Origin of the sequence: Mesorhizobium sp. 113-3-3 (genome assembly GCF_016756495.1) — a bacterium.
Lineage (GTDB): Bacteria > Pseudomonadota > Alphaproteobacteria > Rhizobiales > Rhizobiaceae > Mesorhizobium.
Map to the genome: position 1 here is coordinate 5,685,474 of NZ_AP023243.1, position 14,715 is coordinate 5,700,188.

General features: G+C 62.4%; 13 protein-coding genes and 1 pseudogene. 7 read left to right on the top strand and 7 right to left on the bottom strand.

Going from position 1 to position 14,715, the window contains the following annotated elements; all coding sequences use genetic code 11:
* Positions 1-4: 4 nt before the first annotated feature.
* Positions 5-706, bottom strand: coding sequence for a GntR family transcriptional regulator (locus tag JG746_RS27830; protein ID WP_244730473.1), 702 nt, complete (start codon positions 704-706; stop codon positions 5-7).
* 353 nt (positions 707-1,059) lie between these two features.
* Here JG746_RS27830 and JG746_RS27835 point away from each other — a divergent pair, with 353 nt between their 5' ends.
* From JG746_RS27835 to JG746_RS27855, 5 genes are all read left to right on the top strand, one after another.
* Positions 1,060-2,220: a mandelate racemase/muconate lactonizing enzyme family protein gene (locus JG746_RS27835; RefSeq protein ID WP_202355641.1), complete on the top strand. Its 1,161-nt coding sequence runs from the start codon at positions 1,060-1,062 to the stop codon at positions 2,218-2,220.
* A 38-nt stretch (positions 2,221-2,258) separates the two neighbouring features.
* Positions 2,259-3,524, top strand: a complete 1,266-nt coding sequence (locus tag JG746_RS27840) for an ABC transporter substrate-binding protein (RefSeq protein ID WP_244730474.1) — start codon at positions 2,259-2,261, stop codon at positions 3,522-3,524.
* Between the two features lie 63 nt (positions 3,525-3,587).
* The gene (locus JG746_RS27845) at positions 3,588-4,514 is read left to right on the top strand and encodes a carbohydrate ABC transporter permease (protein WP_244730475.1); all 927 of its coding nucleotides are present in this window, start codon (positions 3,588-3,590) and stop codon (positions 4,512-4,514) included.
* A 61-nt stretch (positions 4,515-4,575) separates the two neighbouring features.
* On the top strand, positions 4,576-5,355 hold the full coding sequence (locus JG746_RS27850; RefSeq protein WP_244730476.1) for a carbohydrate ABC transporter permease: 780 nt from the start codon (positions 4,576-4,578) through the stop codon (positions 5,353-5,355).
* A 3-nt stretch (positions 5,356-5,358) separates the two neighbouring features.
* Complete coding sequence (locus tag JG746_RS27855) at positions 5,359-6,414, top strand: ABC transporter ATP-binding protein (RefSeq protein WP_202355642.1); 1,056 nt, start codon at positions 5,359-5,361, stop codon at positions 6,412-6,414.
* A 13-nt stretch (positions 6,415-6,427) separates the two neighbouring features.
* On the opposite strand, the pseudogene JG746_RS37260 reads toward JG746_RS27855, so the two are convergent.
* Positions 6,428-6,591 (bottom strand): annotated as a pseudogene (locus JG746_RS37260) (protease); the annotation flags it as partial.
* Positions 6,592-7,057: 466 nt separating this feature from the next.
* Here JG746_RS37260 and JG746_RS27860 point away from each other — a divergent pair.
* Both JG746_RS27860 and JG746_RS27865 read left to right on the top strand, forming a co-directional pair.
* Positions 7,058-8,596: a DJ-1/PfpI family protein gene (locus tag JG746_RS27860; RefSeq protein ID WP_244730477.1), complete on the top strand. Its 1,539-nt coding sequence runs from the start codon at positions 7,058-7,060 to the stop codon at positions 8,594-8,596.
* Positions 8,597-8,945: 349 nt separating this feature from the next.
* A complete protein-coding gene (locus tag JG746_RS27865; RefSeq protein WP_202355643.1) occupies positions 8,946-9,893 on the top strand; it encodes a helix-turn-helix domain-containing protein in 948 nt (315 codons plus the stop codon).
* A 156-nt stretch (positions 9,894-10,049) separates the two neighbouring features.
* Here JG746_RS27865 and JG746_RS27870 read toward each other — a convergent pair whose 3' ends face one another.
* The 5 genes from JG746_RS27870 to JG746_RS27890 form a co-directional block, all read right to left on the bottom strand.
* Positions 10,050-11,003: a branched-chain amino acid ABC transporter permease gene (locus JG746_RS27870; RefSeq protein WP_202355644.1), complete on the bottom strand. Its 954-nt coding sequence runs from the start codon at positions 11,001-11,003 to the stop codon at positions 10,050-10,052.
* A 53-nt stretch (positions 11,004-11,056) separates the two neighbouring features.
* Complete coding sequence (locus JG746_RS27875; protein ID WP_202355645.1) at positions 11,057-11,953, bottom strand: branched-chain amino acid ABC transporter permease; 897 nt, start codon at positions 11,951-11,953, stop codon at positions 11,057-11,059.
* Positions 11,950-12,657: an ABC transporter ATP-binding protein gene (locus JG746_RS27880; RefSeq protein WP_446721103.1), complete on the bottom strand. Its 708-nt coding sequence runs from the start codon at positions 12,655-12,657 to the stop codon at positions 11,950-11,952. Before JG746_RS27880 ends, JG746_RS27875 begins: the two co-directional genes overlap by 4 nt.
* 1 nt (position 12,658) lies before the next feature.
* Entirely contained in the window at positions 12,659-13,396 is a 738-nt protein-coding gene (locus JG746_RS27885; RefSeq protein ID WP_096448716.1) for an ABC transporter ATP-binding protein, read from the bottom strand.
* 99 nt (positions 13,397-13,495) lie between these two features.
* The gene (locus JG746_RS27890) at positions 13,496-14,704 is read right to left on the bottom strand and encodes an amino acid ABC transporter substrate-binding protein (RefSeq protein ID WP_202355647.1); all 1,209 of its coding nucleotides are present in this window, start codon (positions 14,702-14,704) and stop codon (positions 13,496-13,498) included.
* Positions 14,705-14,715 lie beyond the last annotated feature (11 nt).

The following is a 14,715-nucleotide window of genomic DNA, read 5'->3' on the forward strand; positions in this document are numbered from 1 at the left end:
GGGCTCAATACCCGTAGTAAAGGCCGAGACCTCGCTGCAGGGCCGAAGCCAGATGTGCCTGCATCGCCACCGCGGCCGCCTCCGGGTCGCGTGCCTTGCAAGCCAGGATGACCTGCATGTGCTCGCGCAGGGATTGCAGCACGAGAGGCACGGTGACTTTTCTGTCCAGCCGTATCAAACGAACGTAGTTGTGCAGCCGTTTGTAGGAACTCTCGATCAGGGGGTTGTTCAGGCTGGCAACGATGGAGTGGTGCAGCAAGGTCTCGAGTTCCTCGAGGTCGGCTCTGACATGGTCGGTGAGCCCGCCGCGCTCGATCTCTTCGATGGTTGCCAGATGTCGTCGTTCCAGTTCCGCCAGTTCCGCCTCTTCGGCGGTCTGCGCGTAAACACCTGTCGCCGCCCGTTCTAAAATGCTGCGAAACTGATAGGTCGCCCTGGTCAATTCGAACCCGGGTTTGACGAACTGGATGCCCGACCGTGAGTGGATGATGACGATTCCCTCAGCCTCGAGCAGCTTGAGCGCATCGCGTAGCGGCGCTACCGGGATATCGAGCATTTTGACGAGATCGCCTTGCGACAGGAAAGCTCCCGCAGGGATCTTCCGCTCAAACAGCGTTTCGAGAATTCGCGTGTAGGCGCGGTCGCCAAGGCGCTGACCCGACGCCGCCCCGTCGTTCCCATCGGGCATCCCTTCGCGCTCAGCCACCTTCTCTCGTCTCCTCGCGCCTGAAATATCTAAACCAACCTCTGGAATATTACAGAGCATGCCCATCTTAGAATATCGCCTTGCCCATTATCAATTCGCTTGTGACCGACCATGAATGACGGGAGTGGGATCGTGCAGCACCCCGGGATTTGGAGGTATTGAATACCCGCTCGAGATAGAAAGGCGCTGACACGCGCTCCACGACAGATCCAGAATTCACGCGCAAGCGCGTTCGCCAAGACGTTGTCCGCCGTACTGGCGCGCCTGCCGCACTGCTCTTTTGCGCCTGGCCACTTGCCTCTTTGCGATATCTGAAATATCTAACGCTTTTTCTGACATATCAGAGACCTCATATGCGCATTGAAGAGTATCGCATCACCCGCTTTCAATTCGCTCGCGACCGGACTATAGGCGACAGCCAGGTGCGCATTGACACCGCGCATGTCGCCGCGCTTGAACTGATAAGCGAGAACGGCCAGGTCGGGCTGGGCTTTGTCCAGAGCCTGTTCCATCCGCTGCCGGAGCAAGCGGAGATCGTTCGGGTTTTCGAAGAGGAGGCCTGGCCCAATCTTGTCGGGCAATCGCCTTTGGCGCTGGTGCATCGGGTCCAGCGACCTCGCGGCGGAAACAGGCGCGCCTTCGGCCTGCCTTTCGAGGAAGCCCTCCAGGTTGCGTTGTGGGATCTGAGTGCCAAGCAGGCCGGCCTGCCGTTGCACGACCTTCTGGGAAGCCGGCGCAAGCGCGTAAGAGCCTATGCGTCAGGTCTCGATTTCCACCTTCGCGACGATGAGTTCCAAGCCTTTTTTGCCCATGCCGATGCCCTCGGCTACCGCGCGTTCAAGATCAAGGTGGGGCATCCCGATTTCGATTGGGATATGTCCCGGCTGGAGCTGTTGAAAAAGACAGTGCGGCCCGGCTCGTCGATCATGGTTGATGCCAACGAGGCCTGGGGGGCCAAGGAGGCGTCGGTAAAACTGCATAAAATTCATAGCCTTGGTTATGATCTCCTCTGGGTTGAGGATCCTATTCTGCGGCACGACTTCGACGGCCTTCGCAGCCTCAAGGCGGCAACGCCCTGGACCATGATCAATTCAGGCGAATATCTCGATGCCGCCGGCAAACGCCTTTTGATGCAGGCCGGCGCCACCGACATGCTGAATGTTCATGGGCAGGTGACGGACGTGATGAGGATCGGCTGGCTGGCGGCTGAACTCGGCGTTCCGGTGACGCTTGGCAACACGTTTCTGGAGATCGGCGTGCACATGGCGTGCGCGCTGCCCGAAGTGGAGTGGCTCGAGTACTCGTTCCAGAACTTCGATCACCTGGTTGAGCAGCCAATCGAAATTCGTGACGGCTGGATTTATGCGCCGGATCGACCGGGTCATGGGCTGGTCCTGTCGGAGACCGCGCGCCGGGATTGGGCGCGCCCCGAAATCCTGTCGCGCGAACAGCTTGGTGACGCGCCCGCCAACCCGCGGGTTGGTGGAGGCCTCAAAGATCGCGGCGCGCGCTGATTGAGCAAAAGCCTGGTAGACAAAAAGGGAGGAACAACGTGCAGAAACTGCAGATAGTGACCGCCATCGCGGCGATGATGATGGCCTCGCCCGTGCTGGCGCAGGAGATCACCGTATGGGACGTCAACGTGGACGATGCCGCCCACGCGACATACTACGATCATGCGAAGGCCGCATTCGAGGCCGCACACCCGGGAGCAACTCTCAACCTCCTGTCGCAGCCGGACGCCGAGTATTACACCTTGCTGGGTACGGCGCTCGCTTCAAAAGCCGGCCCAGACGTCATCTGGGCCAATGGCGGCGCCCAGGCCAAGGCCTTGATCGGCGGGCTGATCCCGCTCAACGACAAGCTGCCGGACCTGATCTCGAAGCTTGTTGGCAAGTCGGCCTTCACTGGACCTGACGGCAAGCTGTACTTCATCCCGACGACGCTGCAGGGCCACGTCGTCTACTACAACAAGGCGCTCTACAAGGCCGCCGGCCTCGATCCGGAGAAGCCGCCGACGACATGGGCCGAACTGACCAAGGTCTGCGACGCCTTCAAGGCGAAGGGCAAGCCCGCCTGCTTCATGATGGCCAACAAGGAAGGTTACAACGCTGAATTCTTCCTGTCGGAAGCCGCGAACCAGTCGTTGACCGCGCAGCAGCAGGCCGATTGGCTGGCCGGTAAACTCCATTGGTCGGATCCGCCGATCAAGGCGATCCTGCAGGCCTGGGTCGATACCGCCAAGAACGGCTGGTATCAGGAGGGCGGTAACTCGCAGACCATGTTCATGGACGAGTTCGCCCTCTTCGAGCAAGGTGTCGGGGCCAATGTGATGGGGCTACTCTCCAACGTCGCGCACTGGAAGCAGTTCGAAAAGAACATGGGTGTCGACAAGGTCGGCGTCTATCCTATGCCCTCGCCGACCGTTGCCGCAGACCAGCACGAAGGCGCTCCCGGCGTGCCGCTTGATGGCGGCGTCGGCTATGGCGTCAACAAGGACTCCCCCAACATCGAACTCGCGGTCGACGCGGTGCGTATCCTCGCTTCGCCGGAGGTCCTGTCTTACCTGGTCAACGACACCGGTTCGGTGCCGGCGAACACCGAAGTCAATACCTCCGGTATCGACAGCCCCGGTCTCAAGCAGATCATGGGCTGGCTTGCGACCAGGGCCGTTCCGACCACGCACGCGAATTCCTCGGCGGCGGAGCTCGACGAATGGCACCGCCAGAGCCAGCTTCTGTACAACGGCGAAACCTCCGTGGACCAGGCAGCGGCCGCGCTGGACAAGGTCCAGGCCGAAGCCAAGCCGCAGAAGTAGTCCTTTCAGGAACGAGTGGGAGCGCGACCATGCGCCCCCACCTCCAAGCTCAGTGACCAGTGCATGACCGCCAATTCGTTACGCCAGATGGGCCAAGCCGCGCCGACCCGTTCCCGCCGAGGTCGGGGCCGCCGAGCAGAGGCGCGCGTCGCACTGCTGTTCCTGCTTCCGGCAATCCTGCTTGTTCTGGTGTTCCGCATTTTCCCGCTGTTCTGGGGTTTTGCCATCTCCCTGACCAGCGCGACGTCGACCGACCCTGGCCAGTTCATCGGCGCGGGCAACTATCTACGGGCGCTGGACGATCCGAATTTCCGTTCCGCCATGGCGAACGCCGTCGTGGTGCTGCTTTCGGTCCCGATCTTTGTGACCATTCCGATGCTGCTGGCGATCCTGATCCACCAGGGCGTGCCGGGACGCACGTTTTTTCGCTCCGTCTATTTCTTTCCGGCCATTCTCTCGAGCGTCATCATCGGTTCGATCTTCAGCGTGGTGCTGAGCTTCAACGGCAATCTCAACGCATTGCTGAACCTCGCGGGCATAGGGGGCGTGGACTGGCTGGGGCACTCCGCGACCGCCCTTCCGGTGACACTCGCGATCCAGTGCTGGTCGACCTTTGGCATGGGGGTGCTGATCTTCCTTGCCGGCCTGTCGACCGTTTCCAAGGACATGGTCGAGGCGGCCCGTCTCGACGGCGCCAAGATGTGGCAGATCTGGTGGCATGTCATCATCCCGGAGCTTCGCCCGATCATCGAGTTCTCGACGGTGATTACCACCATCGGCCTGCTGACCTCGATGTTCGGCCTGATCTACGTGCTGACGGGCGGGGGACCCGGAACGTCGACGACGGTGCCCGAATATCTCATCTGGGCCGCACAAGGCAGGCTGAACCGGCCCGCTTATGCCGCGGCCATCTCGATGGTCCTGTTCTTCATGACCAGCATCCTGGCCTGGTTGCAGATTCGCATCCTGTCACGCAACGCAAACATCTGAGGGCATGGTGTCAGGCGCAGGAAAACGACAGAGGCTGGCGCTGAGGATTGCGGCGGTCCCGATGGGGCTACTGGCGCTCAGTTGCCTCTATCCGATCTTTTTCGCGGTCAACAACGCGTTCAAGACCCGTGACGATTACATGCGCGACCGCTTCGGGTTGGCCACGCAGCCCACGCTCGACAATTTCGTCCAGGCCTGGACCCGCGCGCACCTCAACGAATACTTTCTCAATTCCGTGATTGCGACGCTCGGGGCGGTCATCCTGTTGATGGTCGTGTCATCCATGGCCGGCTTTGCCCTGGCGTCGCTGCGCTTTCCCTATCGGCGCTTCCTGTTCGCGGTAATCCTGTCGTCGCTGATGATCCCCGTGCAAGTCGTTCTCGTGCCCTTCATGCGCACCATGCTTGCCCTGAACCTCGTCAACACGCACATCGGACTCATCCTGTCATACACCGCATTTTTCCTGCCTTTCTCGGTCTACATGATGACGGCGTTCTATTCGGGGCTGCCGCGCGAGCTGATCGAGGCGGCACGGATCGACGGCGCGAAGCTGCTGCAGGTCTGGTGGCATGTGATGCTGCCCCTGGGCATGCCGGCGTTGGTGACGCTGGCCATCCTCAACACCCTCAGCTGCTGGAACGACATTCTGATTTCCCTTCTGGTCATGCAGAAGCACCGCACCCTCATGGTGGGGATTTCGGCCCTCAAGGGCCAGTACTCGGACCAGATACCCCTGTTTACGGCGGGCATCGTCATCGCGGCGGCCCCGATCGTCGTTCTATACATCCTGTTCCAGCGGCGAATTGTTTCGGGCATCGCCGTGGGCGCAGTGAAAGGTTAGTCGATGGCGCGCGTGGAACTGAAACATGTCAGCAAGAGCTTTGGATCGACGAAAGTCATCCACGATGTCTCGATGTCGATCGAAGAGGGTGAGTTCGCCGTGTTCGTGGGGCCTTCGGGCTGCGGAAAGTCGACGCTGCTGAGGATGATTGCCGGGCTCGAAGAGACGAGCGAGGGCGAAATCTTCATCGGCGGCGATGACGTGACCGACGAGGAGCCTGCCGACCGGGGTGTGTCGATGGTGTTCCAGTCTTACGCGCTCTATCCGCACATGACGGTAGCGGACAATATGAGCTTCGGCCTTCGGATGGCGCACCGCCCGAAGGCGGAGATAAAAGACAAGGTTGGACGCGCCGCCAAGATCCTGCAGCTCGAGGAGTATCTGGAACGCAAGCCCGCCCAGCTCTCGGGAGGACAGCGCCAGCGGGTGGCTATAGGACGTGCGATCGTGCGCGACCCGAAGGTGTTCCTCTTCGACGAGCCGCTCAGCAACCTCGACGCCGAGCTGCGGGTGCAGATGCGCGTGGAACTTGCCAAGCTCCACCGGGTTCTTGGCAACACCATGATCTATGTGACGCACGACCAGACTGAAGCGCTGACCATGGCGGACCGGATCGTTGTTTTGCGCAGTGGGCGCATCGAGCAGATCGGCACGCCCGACAGCCTCTATCAAGATCCCGACAACGCGTTCGTCGCGGGCTTCATAGGCTCCCCCCGGATGAACTTTCTAAAGGCGACGGCGCAGGCGGGCGGCCGTCTCGCGGTTGGCGGCAGGGAGGTGGACAGCCCGGTGCGGACCACGCTCGAGCCGGGACGGAAACTGCAGCTGGGCTTAAGGCCCGAGCACCTCGACCAGAACGAGGGCATCGGCCTTGAGGCGAGCGTAGAATTTGTCGAATCGATGGGCTCCACATCCTTCGTCCACGCCACGCTGGCGAGCGGCGAGACCATCATCGCGGAGCGGCGGTCCTCGCAGCCAAGGGCCGGCGACAAGATCACCCTGCATTTCGCGCTTGCCTCGGCCCGGCTCTTCGGAGACGACGGAGAACGCATCCGGTGAGCGTTCGCGCTCCGACATAGGCTTCCGTCGGCGACAGGTTGATATAGGTGCCGCCGGCGAGTGTCACTTCCGGCTCGCATGCCCCCCGGCCCCGACCTTCTTGCCGCGCACGACACCGTCGACCGCGATCAGCATCTGGACGCCATGGCGGATCGTGAAGATCGGCTTTTTGGTCTGAGACCATGACACCTGAACTGAGGGGAACGATCCCCGCTGGCGGCAAAGCCCGGCGAAATGATCGGCCTCCACATGCGCGAAAAACGGCGGCCGGCCGCGTTCGGGGAATGTTGCAGGACGACGATCGGAGTCAGATCATCCAGACGGCTGTACTAAGCCATTGATTTTGTTATCTCTACTTTTCGGTTTTTGTCTTGCCACAATAGAATCAATTCACAGACAAATAGGTTAGCCGAGCAGGCAAATGGATGGCTTCAGGACATGGGTGGCTGTGCCATGGCCAAAACGGAGGGTGGGGGGATGATCGCTTTCAAACGCGATACGAGCGGCCTTTATCTGGCTGAGATCCCTGCCAACGCCCGCGTCGTCTTCCTGTCCCCAGGATCAGTCGCGCACCGACCCGACCTTCGATCTGACCGCCCAGGGCTGGATCGATCCTGGCCAGCTTGGCTACATCGCCTTCTTCGTGCCGTCGGCAACACGCGACTGGGCCGCTTTCGAGGTCGGCGTCCGCAAGGCCTTCGCTGCCAATGTCGGCACGCAGATCGGCTGGTTCCCCGAGCCGCTGAGCATCGCGTCGGTTCTGGTCTCGATCACCGGACAAGGTACGTCGTCACCAACCGTTGCGGAATCCTTCTCGCTGACATTCCGGCAAAGCGTGACGTTCCAGGTCCAGCCGGATTTGTTCGAACTGTCGACGACGGTGCTGTTCGAGGACGCGTCCAACAGTCTGCAGATCGCCAACAGCCCGCCGGCCACGCTGCTCTTGACGGCGACGCCGCCCGCCGGCGCCACCGTCACGTTTCAGTCGCAAGCGCCATTCACGAGCCTGGCGCTTTCCGGGCCGTTCGCCGGCACCGCCAGCACGGCGTTTGAACTGGCCATCGCCGACCTCGTCCAGTTCGAAGCCGGCATGATGTATTTCAGCCCGCCGGTCGATGGCGGGCTGGTCAATGCCTTGAGCTATCCGGTTTTTCGCGGCGCCGGCGGTTCGACGACGCCATTCGGCTTCAACGTGACGCTCGACGTGCTCGGCCCGCTCGATGCGGCGCGCAGCTTCTTCCAGTTCACCGATCCGCTGGTCGGCTCGACTTTTGTCACCACCAATGGAAAGCCGTTCGCCCTTGCCACCGTCAACACCGGCGATATCGTCACGGCGAGCCGTCTCATCTTCCGGCCGGCCGCAGCAGTCGCCGAGCGAACAGCGCTATTACTATCTGACGCCGGCGGGACAGTTCGGCCTGGCGCCCGACACCAGCATCAACAAGGCCACGGCCACGACATCAGAAACCGTGCAGATGCTGTGCGGCGTCACCGGCACCGAGTTCATGACCGTCAATGTCGGCCAGACACCGGACAAACTCGAGTTCGTGCCGGCCCAGCCGGCGTATCGCATCCAGCCTGCGCAAGATTCGCCAACCAATCCCGCCTTTCTCGACGCCACCGCGACAACCTCGTGGCGCAGCTTGTCTCCGCGCAAGGCACTTACGTATCGCAGCCGGAGCGCGCGCCGCTCTACAAGCAGCCGGACAGTTCGGCCGCGATGCTTGCCGGCGCGGCGCTGGACATATTGTGGGTGCCAGGTGGTGATCCCGATGCGCTCGCAAGGATCATGAGCGACCCGGCATCGCCCTATCTCGCCTACCTGCGCAAGGTCGAGAAACATGCCAAATGGGTCTGTTCGGTCTGCGAGGGTGCGCTGTTGCTGGCCCGGGCCGGACTGCTCGACGGTCACAGGGCGACGACGCATTGGGCATTCGTCGATTGCCTGCGCCGCTTTCAGGCAATCAAGGTGGCGAGGGGTCACCCGCGTTTTGTCGAGTCAGGCAACCGGCTGACCGGAGGCGGCATATCGTCGGGCCTTGACGAAGCGCTGCACCTCATCGCCCGACTTTTCGACGACAAGACTGCTGCCGATGTCCAGACAACGACCCAGTATTTTCCAGTGCCTCCGGTTGCCTGCAAAGTTCCGTCCAGGACACCGACATGCATGGTCCACTGGTGATCAGGCATTCGCCGTTGGAATCCTGCTAGACGAGCAGACTGACGAACGAACGGTTCCAAGATCGTGCGCCCTGTTCGAAGCTCGACCGCGAGTTCGACCGGAAGGAAATCGGCGCGCCTTTCTCCTGAGGCGAATGGAGGTTGGCGGGAGACCTCTGCCTGGTGGCCGACATTGAGGTACCTGATAAGGGGGAGGCAGCAATGCGGACAAATCTGTTCGTTTGGGCCGATGAGTCAACGTCGTTGCGGCCGCGATGATTAGCATGTTAACTTCTTTCGCAATTGCATGGGCGCGCCAGTGCGCCTCAATCCCACGACAAGATGGGAGCGAAGCGAAAATGGAGGAGACTATGACAGCCCATCACGTGAGCGTCGCTGACGGCGAGGCTTTTCTGTCCGCATCGCGGATGCTGTTCGGCCCGATCACCCAGCGTTTCTCGCGCGGTGAGGCGCCGTCGCTGCCGAAGCTGGTTTCGGTGCATCTCGGCTCCTGCCGGCTATCCGAGATCAAGGCCAGGTCGCATCTGGTCATCAGCGATCGCACCATCTGGCGCAGCTTCGATCCGGACGCAATCAAGATCCTGATGCAGCTCAGCGGTCGCAGCCGCTTCGAGCAGCGGCAGGTGGCGGTCGATCTCGGCCCCCGCGCGGCAATCATCTATGACCCGATGCGCAGCTACTCGCTACAGAACCTGTCGGATGTCGACCAGCTTATCCTGCAGGTGCCGCGCTCCACCTTTGGCGACGAGACGCTGGCGCGGCTCTCAGCGCCGGTGCCATTGCCCGGGGACGACGACAGCCTCACCCATATCGTTTCCGGTCTGATGCAGATGGCGATCGGCACCGCGCATAAGCTCGATGAGGCGGGCTGTCGCCGTGTCGGGGAAAGCCTGATCCAGCTCGTCAATGGACTGATTCAGGCAAAGCCGATGGCGCCGGAATTCCGCCGCTCGCCGCTGGAAGCGCTTCGCGAACGCATCGTCGCCTTTATCGACGCAAACCTGGCGCGCTCGAACCTGTCGGCCGAGGACATAGCCCGCCACATGGGCTGCTCGCGGCGCTACCTGCACCGCGCCTTCGAAGGCGAAGGCGCCACACTGGAGCGCTTCGTCTGGGATAGGCGGCTCGAGCGCAGCAAGGAGGAGTTGCTCTCTCCCGCCCGCGCATCAGCATCGATCTCAGAAATCGCGTTTGCGTGCGGGTTCAATTCCAGCGCGCATTTCTCGCGTGCATTCAAGAGCAAGTATGACGTGGCGCCCCGAGAGTTGAGGGAGAGGGTGGGCATGGTTGTGCATTAGGGATGGGCGGCGAGCCGCAAGGTTTGCGGAGACCTCACCCTGTTTGCGCCAATACGAGGCATGACCCATCACGCACCATCAGTCGGTTTTTGAGTTCTTTCAGTCCAGACTGGCAGCTTTTAGGCCCGACAATGCGCGTCGCATAGTGCTCTACCCTCAGGCCGCCCGCGCGCTGCCCGCAAAGCTCCGCATCAACCCCTTCGGCAGGAACAGCATCGCCAGGATAATGGTCAGGCCCGAGATGACCGGATGGTAGTCGGGCACGACAATGCGCGCGAGGTCGAACACCGCATACATGACGAAGGCGCCGAGGATCGGGCCGAGCAGCGTGCCGGTGCCGCCGACCACGGTCATCATCAGCGGCAACAGCATCCAGTCGAGGTCGAAGACGGAGTCCGGGCCGACATGGAAGATGTAATAGGTGTAGAGGCTGCCGGCGATGCCGGCGATGAAGGCGCTGCCGGCGAAGGCGGCGACCTTGACCCTGAGCACATCGATGCCGTTGGCCGACGCCGCCATCTCGTCGTCGCGCACGGCGATCAGCGCCAGGCCGTAGCGCGAGCGCATCAGCAAGTGGATGGCGAGTGCCGTGCCCACCATCAGGCCGAGCCCGACCAGATAGTGCGGCAACAGCGTGTCGAACGTGCCAGCGGGCGCGACGACGCCGAAGGCGCCGCCGGTGAAGTCGCCTCCATTGATGAACATCACCTTGACGATCTCGCCGAAGCCGAGCGTACCCAGCGCGAAATAGTCGCCGCGCAATTTTGACAGCAGCGGCAGGCCGATGATGATGGCGGCCACCGCCGCGACCAAGCCGCCCAACACCATCGTCACCGGGTCGAAATAGTAGATGCGCGGATAGGCGTCATAGAGCGAAGCCCAGAGATAGTTGCCGCTCCACAGGATGGCGGTGGCGTAGGCGCCAAGCCCGAAGAAGGCATGGTTGCCCAGGCTGATCTGGCCGCCAAAACCGGCGACCAGGTTCCAGCCTTGCGCCATGATGGCGTAGATGAAGACGAAGAACAGGAAGGAGAAGGCGTAAGCGTCGATCGCGCCGGGCAGCAGCGGCAACAGGGCGAGCGCCGCGACGACGGCAATGGCGATCCCCATCTTGGCTTGCTTGTTCCGGGCTTGTTTCGGCAAGGCTTGCTTCAACATGGCGCTCAAGCCTTCTTGTAGGGCCGGCTGAACAGGCCTTCCGGCTTGAACATCAGCACCGCCAGGAACACCCCGTAGGCGATGGCGTTGGTCCAGCCACCGCTGATGAAATACTGCACATAGGCCTCGATCAGGCCAAGGATGATGCCGCCGGCCAGCGCGCCTGCTACATTGCCTATGCCACCCAGCGCCAGCGCCACCAGCGCCTTGAGGCTGAAGATGAAACCGGCGAACGGGTTGAACGGGAAGGTGGTCGCCACCGCCACACCGGCCGCGCCTGCCAGCGCAATGCCGATAGCGAAGGCGATGGCGTTGACGCGGTGCGGACTGATGCCCATCAGCGTCGCCGCTTCCATGTCCTCGGAGGCAGCGCGCACCGCCTTGCCGACAATCGTCTTGCGCAGGAACAGCACCACCAGCCCGGTGCCGGCAAGCGCGATGAGAAAGCCCATCGAGCGCGTGAAGGAGGTGCGCACGCCCAATATCTCTATGCCGCTCGCCGTGTAGGAGGTGACGACCGCAGCGGTGTTGCCGCCCCACACCACCGTCATCAGGTTCTGGATCAGGAACATCAGGCCGACCGCGATCAAGAGCGAGATGTTGCGGTCCTCTTCGGCTGCCGCGCGGCGGAACAGGCCCTGATAGACCACCCAGCCGACGCCGAGCCCGACTGGCACGACGATCAGCAGCGACAGGAACGGGTCGATGCCGAGCCCATAGAACAGCGCCCGCACGAAATAGGCGGCGAGGATGATCATGGCGCCCTGCGCCAGGAAGATCAGCCGCATGGTGCCGAAGATGAGGCTCAAGCCCACGGCGGCGACGCCGTACATTGCGCCGCCCAGCGCGCCGTTGAGCGACAGCTGCAGCAAGATTTCGGGAGGCGGGAGGTTGGCCATCATTGCACCTCCAACACGCCCATATAGGCCTTCTGGATTTCGGGGTCAGCGATGAGTTCGGCGCCGGTGCCTTGCATGGCGAGTTCGCCCGTCTTCAGCACGAAGCCATAGTCGGCCACCTTCAGCGCCTGATGGATGTTCTGCTCAACCAGGAGGATGGTGACGCCCTGTTTGTGCAGCGTCTCGATCAGCGCGAACATCTGCTGCACCACAATGGGGCTGAGGCCCAGCGACGGCTCGTCGAGGATGAGCAGCGACGGATCCGACATGGTGGCGCGCGCGATCGCCAGCATCTGCTGCTCGCCGCCGGAGAGCGAGCCGGCCTTCTGCCCTGCCCGCTCCTTCAGCCGCGGAAACAGCGTGTAGGCCTTTTCCAGCGACTGTTTGAAGTGCTTGCGCACCTTGGGCTGGAAGGCGCCGAGCTCGAGATTCTCCAGCACCGTCATCTGCCGGAACAGGCCGCGCCCCTCCGGCACATGCGCGATGCCCATGCCGGCGATCTCCTCCGGAGCCTTGCCGGCCAACGGCACGCCCGCGAGAAAGACCTCGCCGCGCTTCGGCTTCAGCAGGCCGGAGACGGTCTTCAAAAGCGTCGTCTTGCCGGCGCCATTGGCGCCGACGATTGCCACGATCGTGCCGGGGTCGACATGGATCGACACGCCCCACAGAGCGCCGACGTCGCCATAGGCGACTTCCAGGTTTTTCACGTCAAGCAGCCGGTTCGCCAAGATAGGCCTCGATCACTTTGCGGTTGGCGACGATTTCGCGTGGAGTGCCGTCGGCGATCTTCTCGCCGTGGTCGAGCACGATCACCCGGCTACAGACTTTCATGATGGCGTCGACCTTGTGCTCCACCCACAGGATCGAGACGCCCCGCTCGCTGCGCACACGGCGGATGACATCGACCATGCGCTGGATCTCGGTCGGGTTCAGCCCCGCCATCGGCTCGTCGAGCAGTAGCAGCGCCGGGCTGGAGGCGACGGCCCGCGCGATTTCCAGCAGGCGCCGGTCGGACAGCGTCATATGCGCGGTGCGGACATCGCGTTTTGCGGTCAGCCCCACCAGTTCGAGTGCTTCCTCTGCGGCGGCCGTCGCGTGCTTCACACGCCCGCCCGCGCCATAGACCGCACCGACCATGATGTTCTCGAAGGCGGTCATGGTGAGGAACGTGCGCACCAGCTGGAAGGTGCGCGCAATGCCCAGCCTGCAGATGCGGTGCGGTGCCGTGCCGGTGATGTCCTGGCCACGGAAGCGGATACGCCCTTGCGTCGGCGTGTAGAGCGCGGTGATCAGGTTGAACAGCGTCGACTTGCCGGCGCCATTGGGACCGATCAGCCCGATCAGTTCGTTAGCGCCGACGGCGATGTCGATGTTGTTGAGCACGACAAGCCCGCCGAACCGCTTCTGGACCGCCTCGAGGCGAAGCAGGGTTTCGTCAGGCTGCATCGTGTCTCCGTTTCTCCAGTTGTCAGATGCTTGATATCGCGGCGGGCGCCTGGCTTCGCAAATCAGACGCCCGCCTCCGCTGCCGCCGTTTTCAATCGCTCAGCGCTTGTCCCAGGCCGGCGCCGGCTTGTAGGTCCAGTTGCCGTCCGGGAAGATCAGCTGATGCTTGCCTTGCCACCATTGCGTGGCGACGCTGGGGATCAGCGCAAAGCCGGTCTGGTCGAATTTGAGATCGCCGACCACCGTGTCCTTGAACTCCTGGCCGAAGATCGCGTCGTGGATCGCGCCGGCATCGGTCGAGCCCGCCTTCTCGATCGCCTGCGCCAGCACCTGCGCATTGGCGTAGAAGGCGCCGACGGTGACGGAGTCCTTCTTGAACTCGGCCTCATAGCGGTCGCCGAGCTCCTTGGCGCCGTGGTAGGGATAGCTCGACGACCAGAAGCCGTCGGTCAGGATGTAGTCGGAATCCGCCCCGAGTGCTTCGTGGAACTCGCCCGTCCAGGTGCCTTTCCAGCCATGCAGGTAAGGCACGGAGAAGCCGAGCTCCTTCATCTGGCGTAGCAGCGTCACCGTATCGGCCGGCGAGCCGAACACCAGCATGGCATCGACATTGGCGGCCTTGAGCTTGGTGATCAGCGCCGAATAGTCGGTGGCGCCGATCGCCCAGGGATCGTCGACGGCAAAGGTGTAGCCGTATTTCTTGGCCGCCGCCTCGAAGGCGCCGCCAAAGCCCTTGCCGTCGGGCGAATCCTCGGAGACCAGCGCCGGGTTCTTCGGCTTCTCATTGGCCGGCAGCTTGTCCCAGATCTCGAACGGTACTTCGGCGCCCGGCCCCGGATGGAAGAAGAACAAGGCGGAGTATTTCAGCTTCAGCGGCTGCCATTCGAACGGAAAGGCCGTCGTGATCATGTAGAATTTTTTATACTTCTCGGCGACGATGGCGCCGGCAATGTTCATCGGCCCCGAATGGGTCGACAGCAGCGCATCGACCTTCTGCACCTTGATCAGGTTTTCCAGCGCCGACGCCACCTTGCCTTCCGAGCTTTCGTCGTCGGCGACGACGAGGCGCACCGGCAGCTTCTTGCCGGCCGACTTCACCATGATGCCGCCGGCCTTGTTGATGTCGGCCACCGCTTGCTCATAGGCCCATTTCTGTTCCTTGCCGTCACCGGCCAGCGGCCCGGTCAAGGAGATCGGCGCGCCGATGACGATCTCGGTGTCGCCGGCATTCGCCAGGCTGGTGTCGCCAAGCGCAATCGCGCTTGTCAGGGCCAGGCCCGCCAGCATAGCCTTCAGACTGTTTCCCATTTCATCCTCCC

Coding starts and splice junctions, on each gene's coding strand:
- JG746_RS27835 (WP_202355641.1), top strand. CDS start 1,060: ATGCGCATTGAAGAGTATCGCATCACCCGCTTTCAATTCGCTCGCGAC.
- JG746_RS27845 (WP_244730475.1), top strand. CDS start 3,588: ATGACCGCCAATTCGTTACGCCAGATGGGCCAAGCCGCGCCGACCCGT.
- JG746_RS27850 (WP_244730476.1), top strand. CDS start 4,576: ATGGGGCTACTGGCGCTCAGTTGCCTCTATCCGATCTTTTTCGCGGTC.
- JG746_RS27855 (WP_202355642.1), top strand. CDS start 5,359: ATGGCGCGCGTGGAACTGAAACATGTCAGCAAGAGCTTTGGATCGACG.
- JG746_RS27865 (WP_202355643.1), top strand. CDS start 8,946: ATGACAGCCCATCACGTGAGCGTCGCTGACGGCGAGGCTTTTCTGTCC.
- JG746_RS27870 (WP_202355644.1), bottom strand. CDS start 11,003: ATGGGGATCGCCATTGCCGTCGTCGCGGCGCTCGCCCTGTTGCCGCTG.
- JG746_RS27875 (WP_202355645.1), bottom strand. CDS start 11,953: ATGATGGCCAACCTCCCGCCTCCCGAAATCTTGCTGCAGCTGTCGCTC.
- JG746_RS27885 (WP_096448716.1), bottom strand. CDS start 13,396: ATGCAGCCTGACGAAACCCTGCTTCGCCTCGAGGCGGTCCAGAAGCGG.
- JG746_RS27890 (WP_202355647.1), bottom strand. CDS start 14,704: ATGGGAAACAGTCTGAAGGCTATGCTGGCGGGCCTGGCCCTGACAAGC.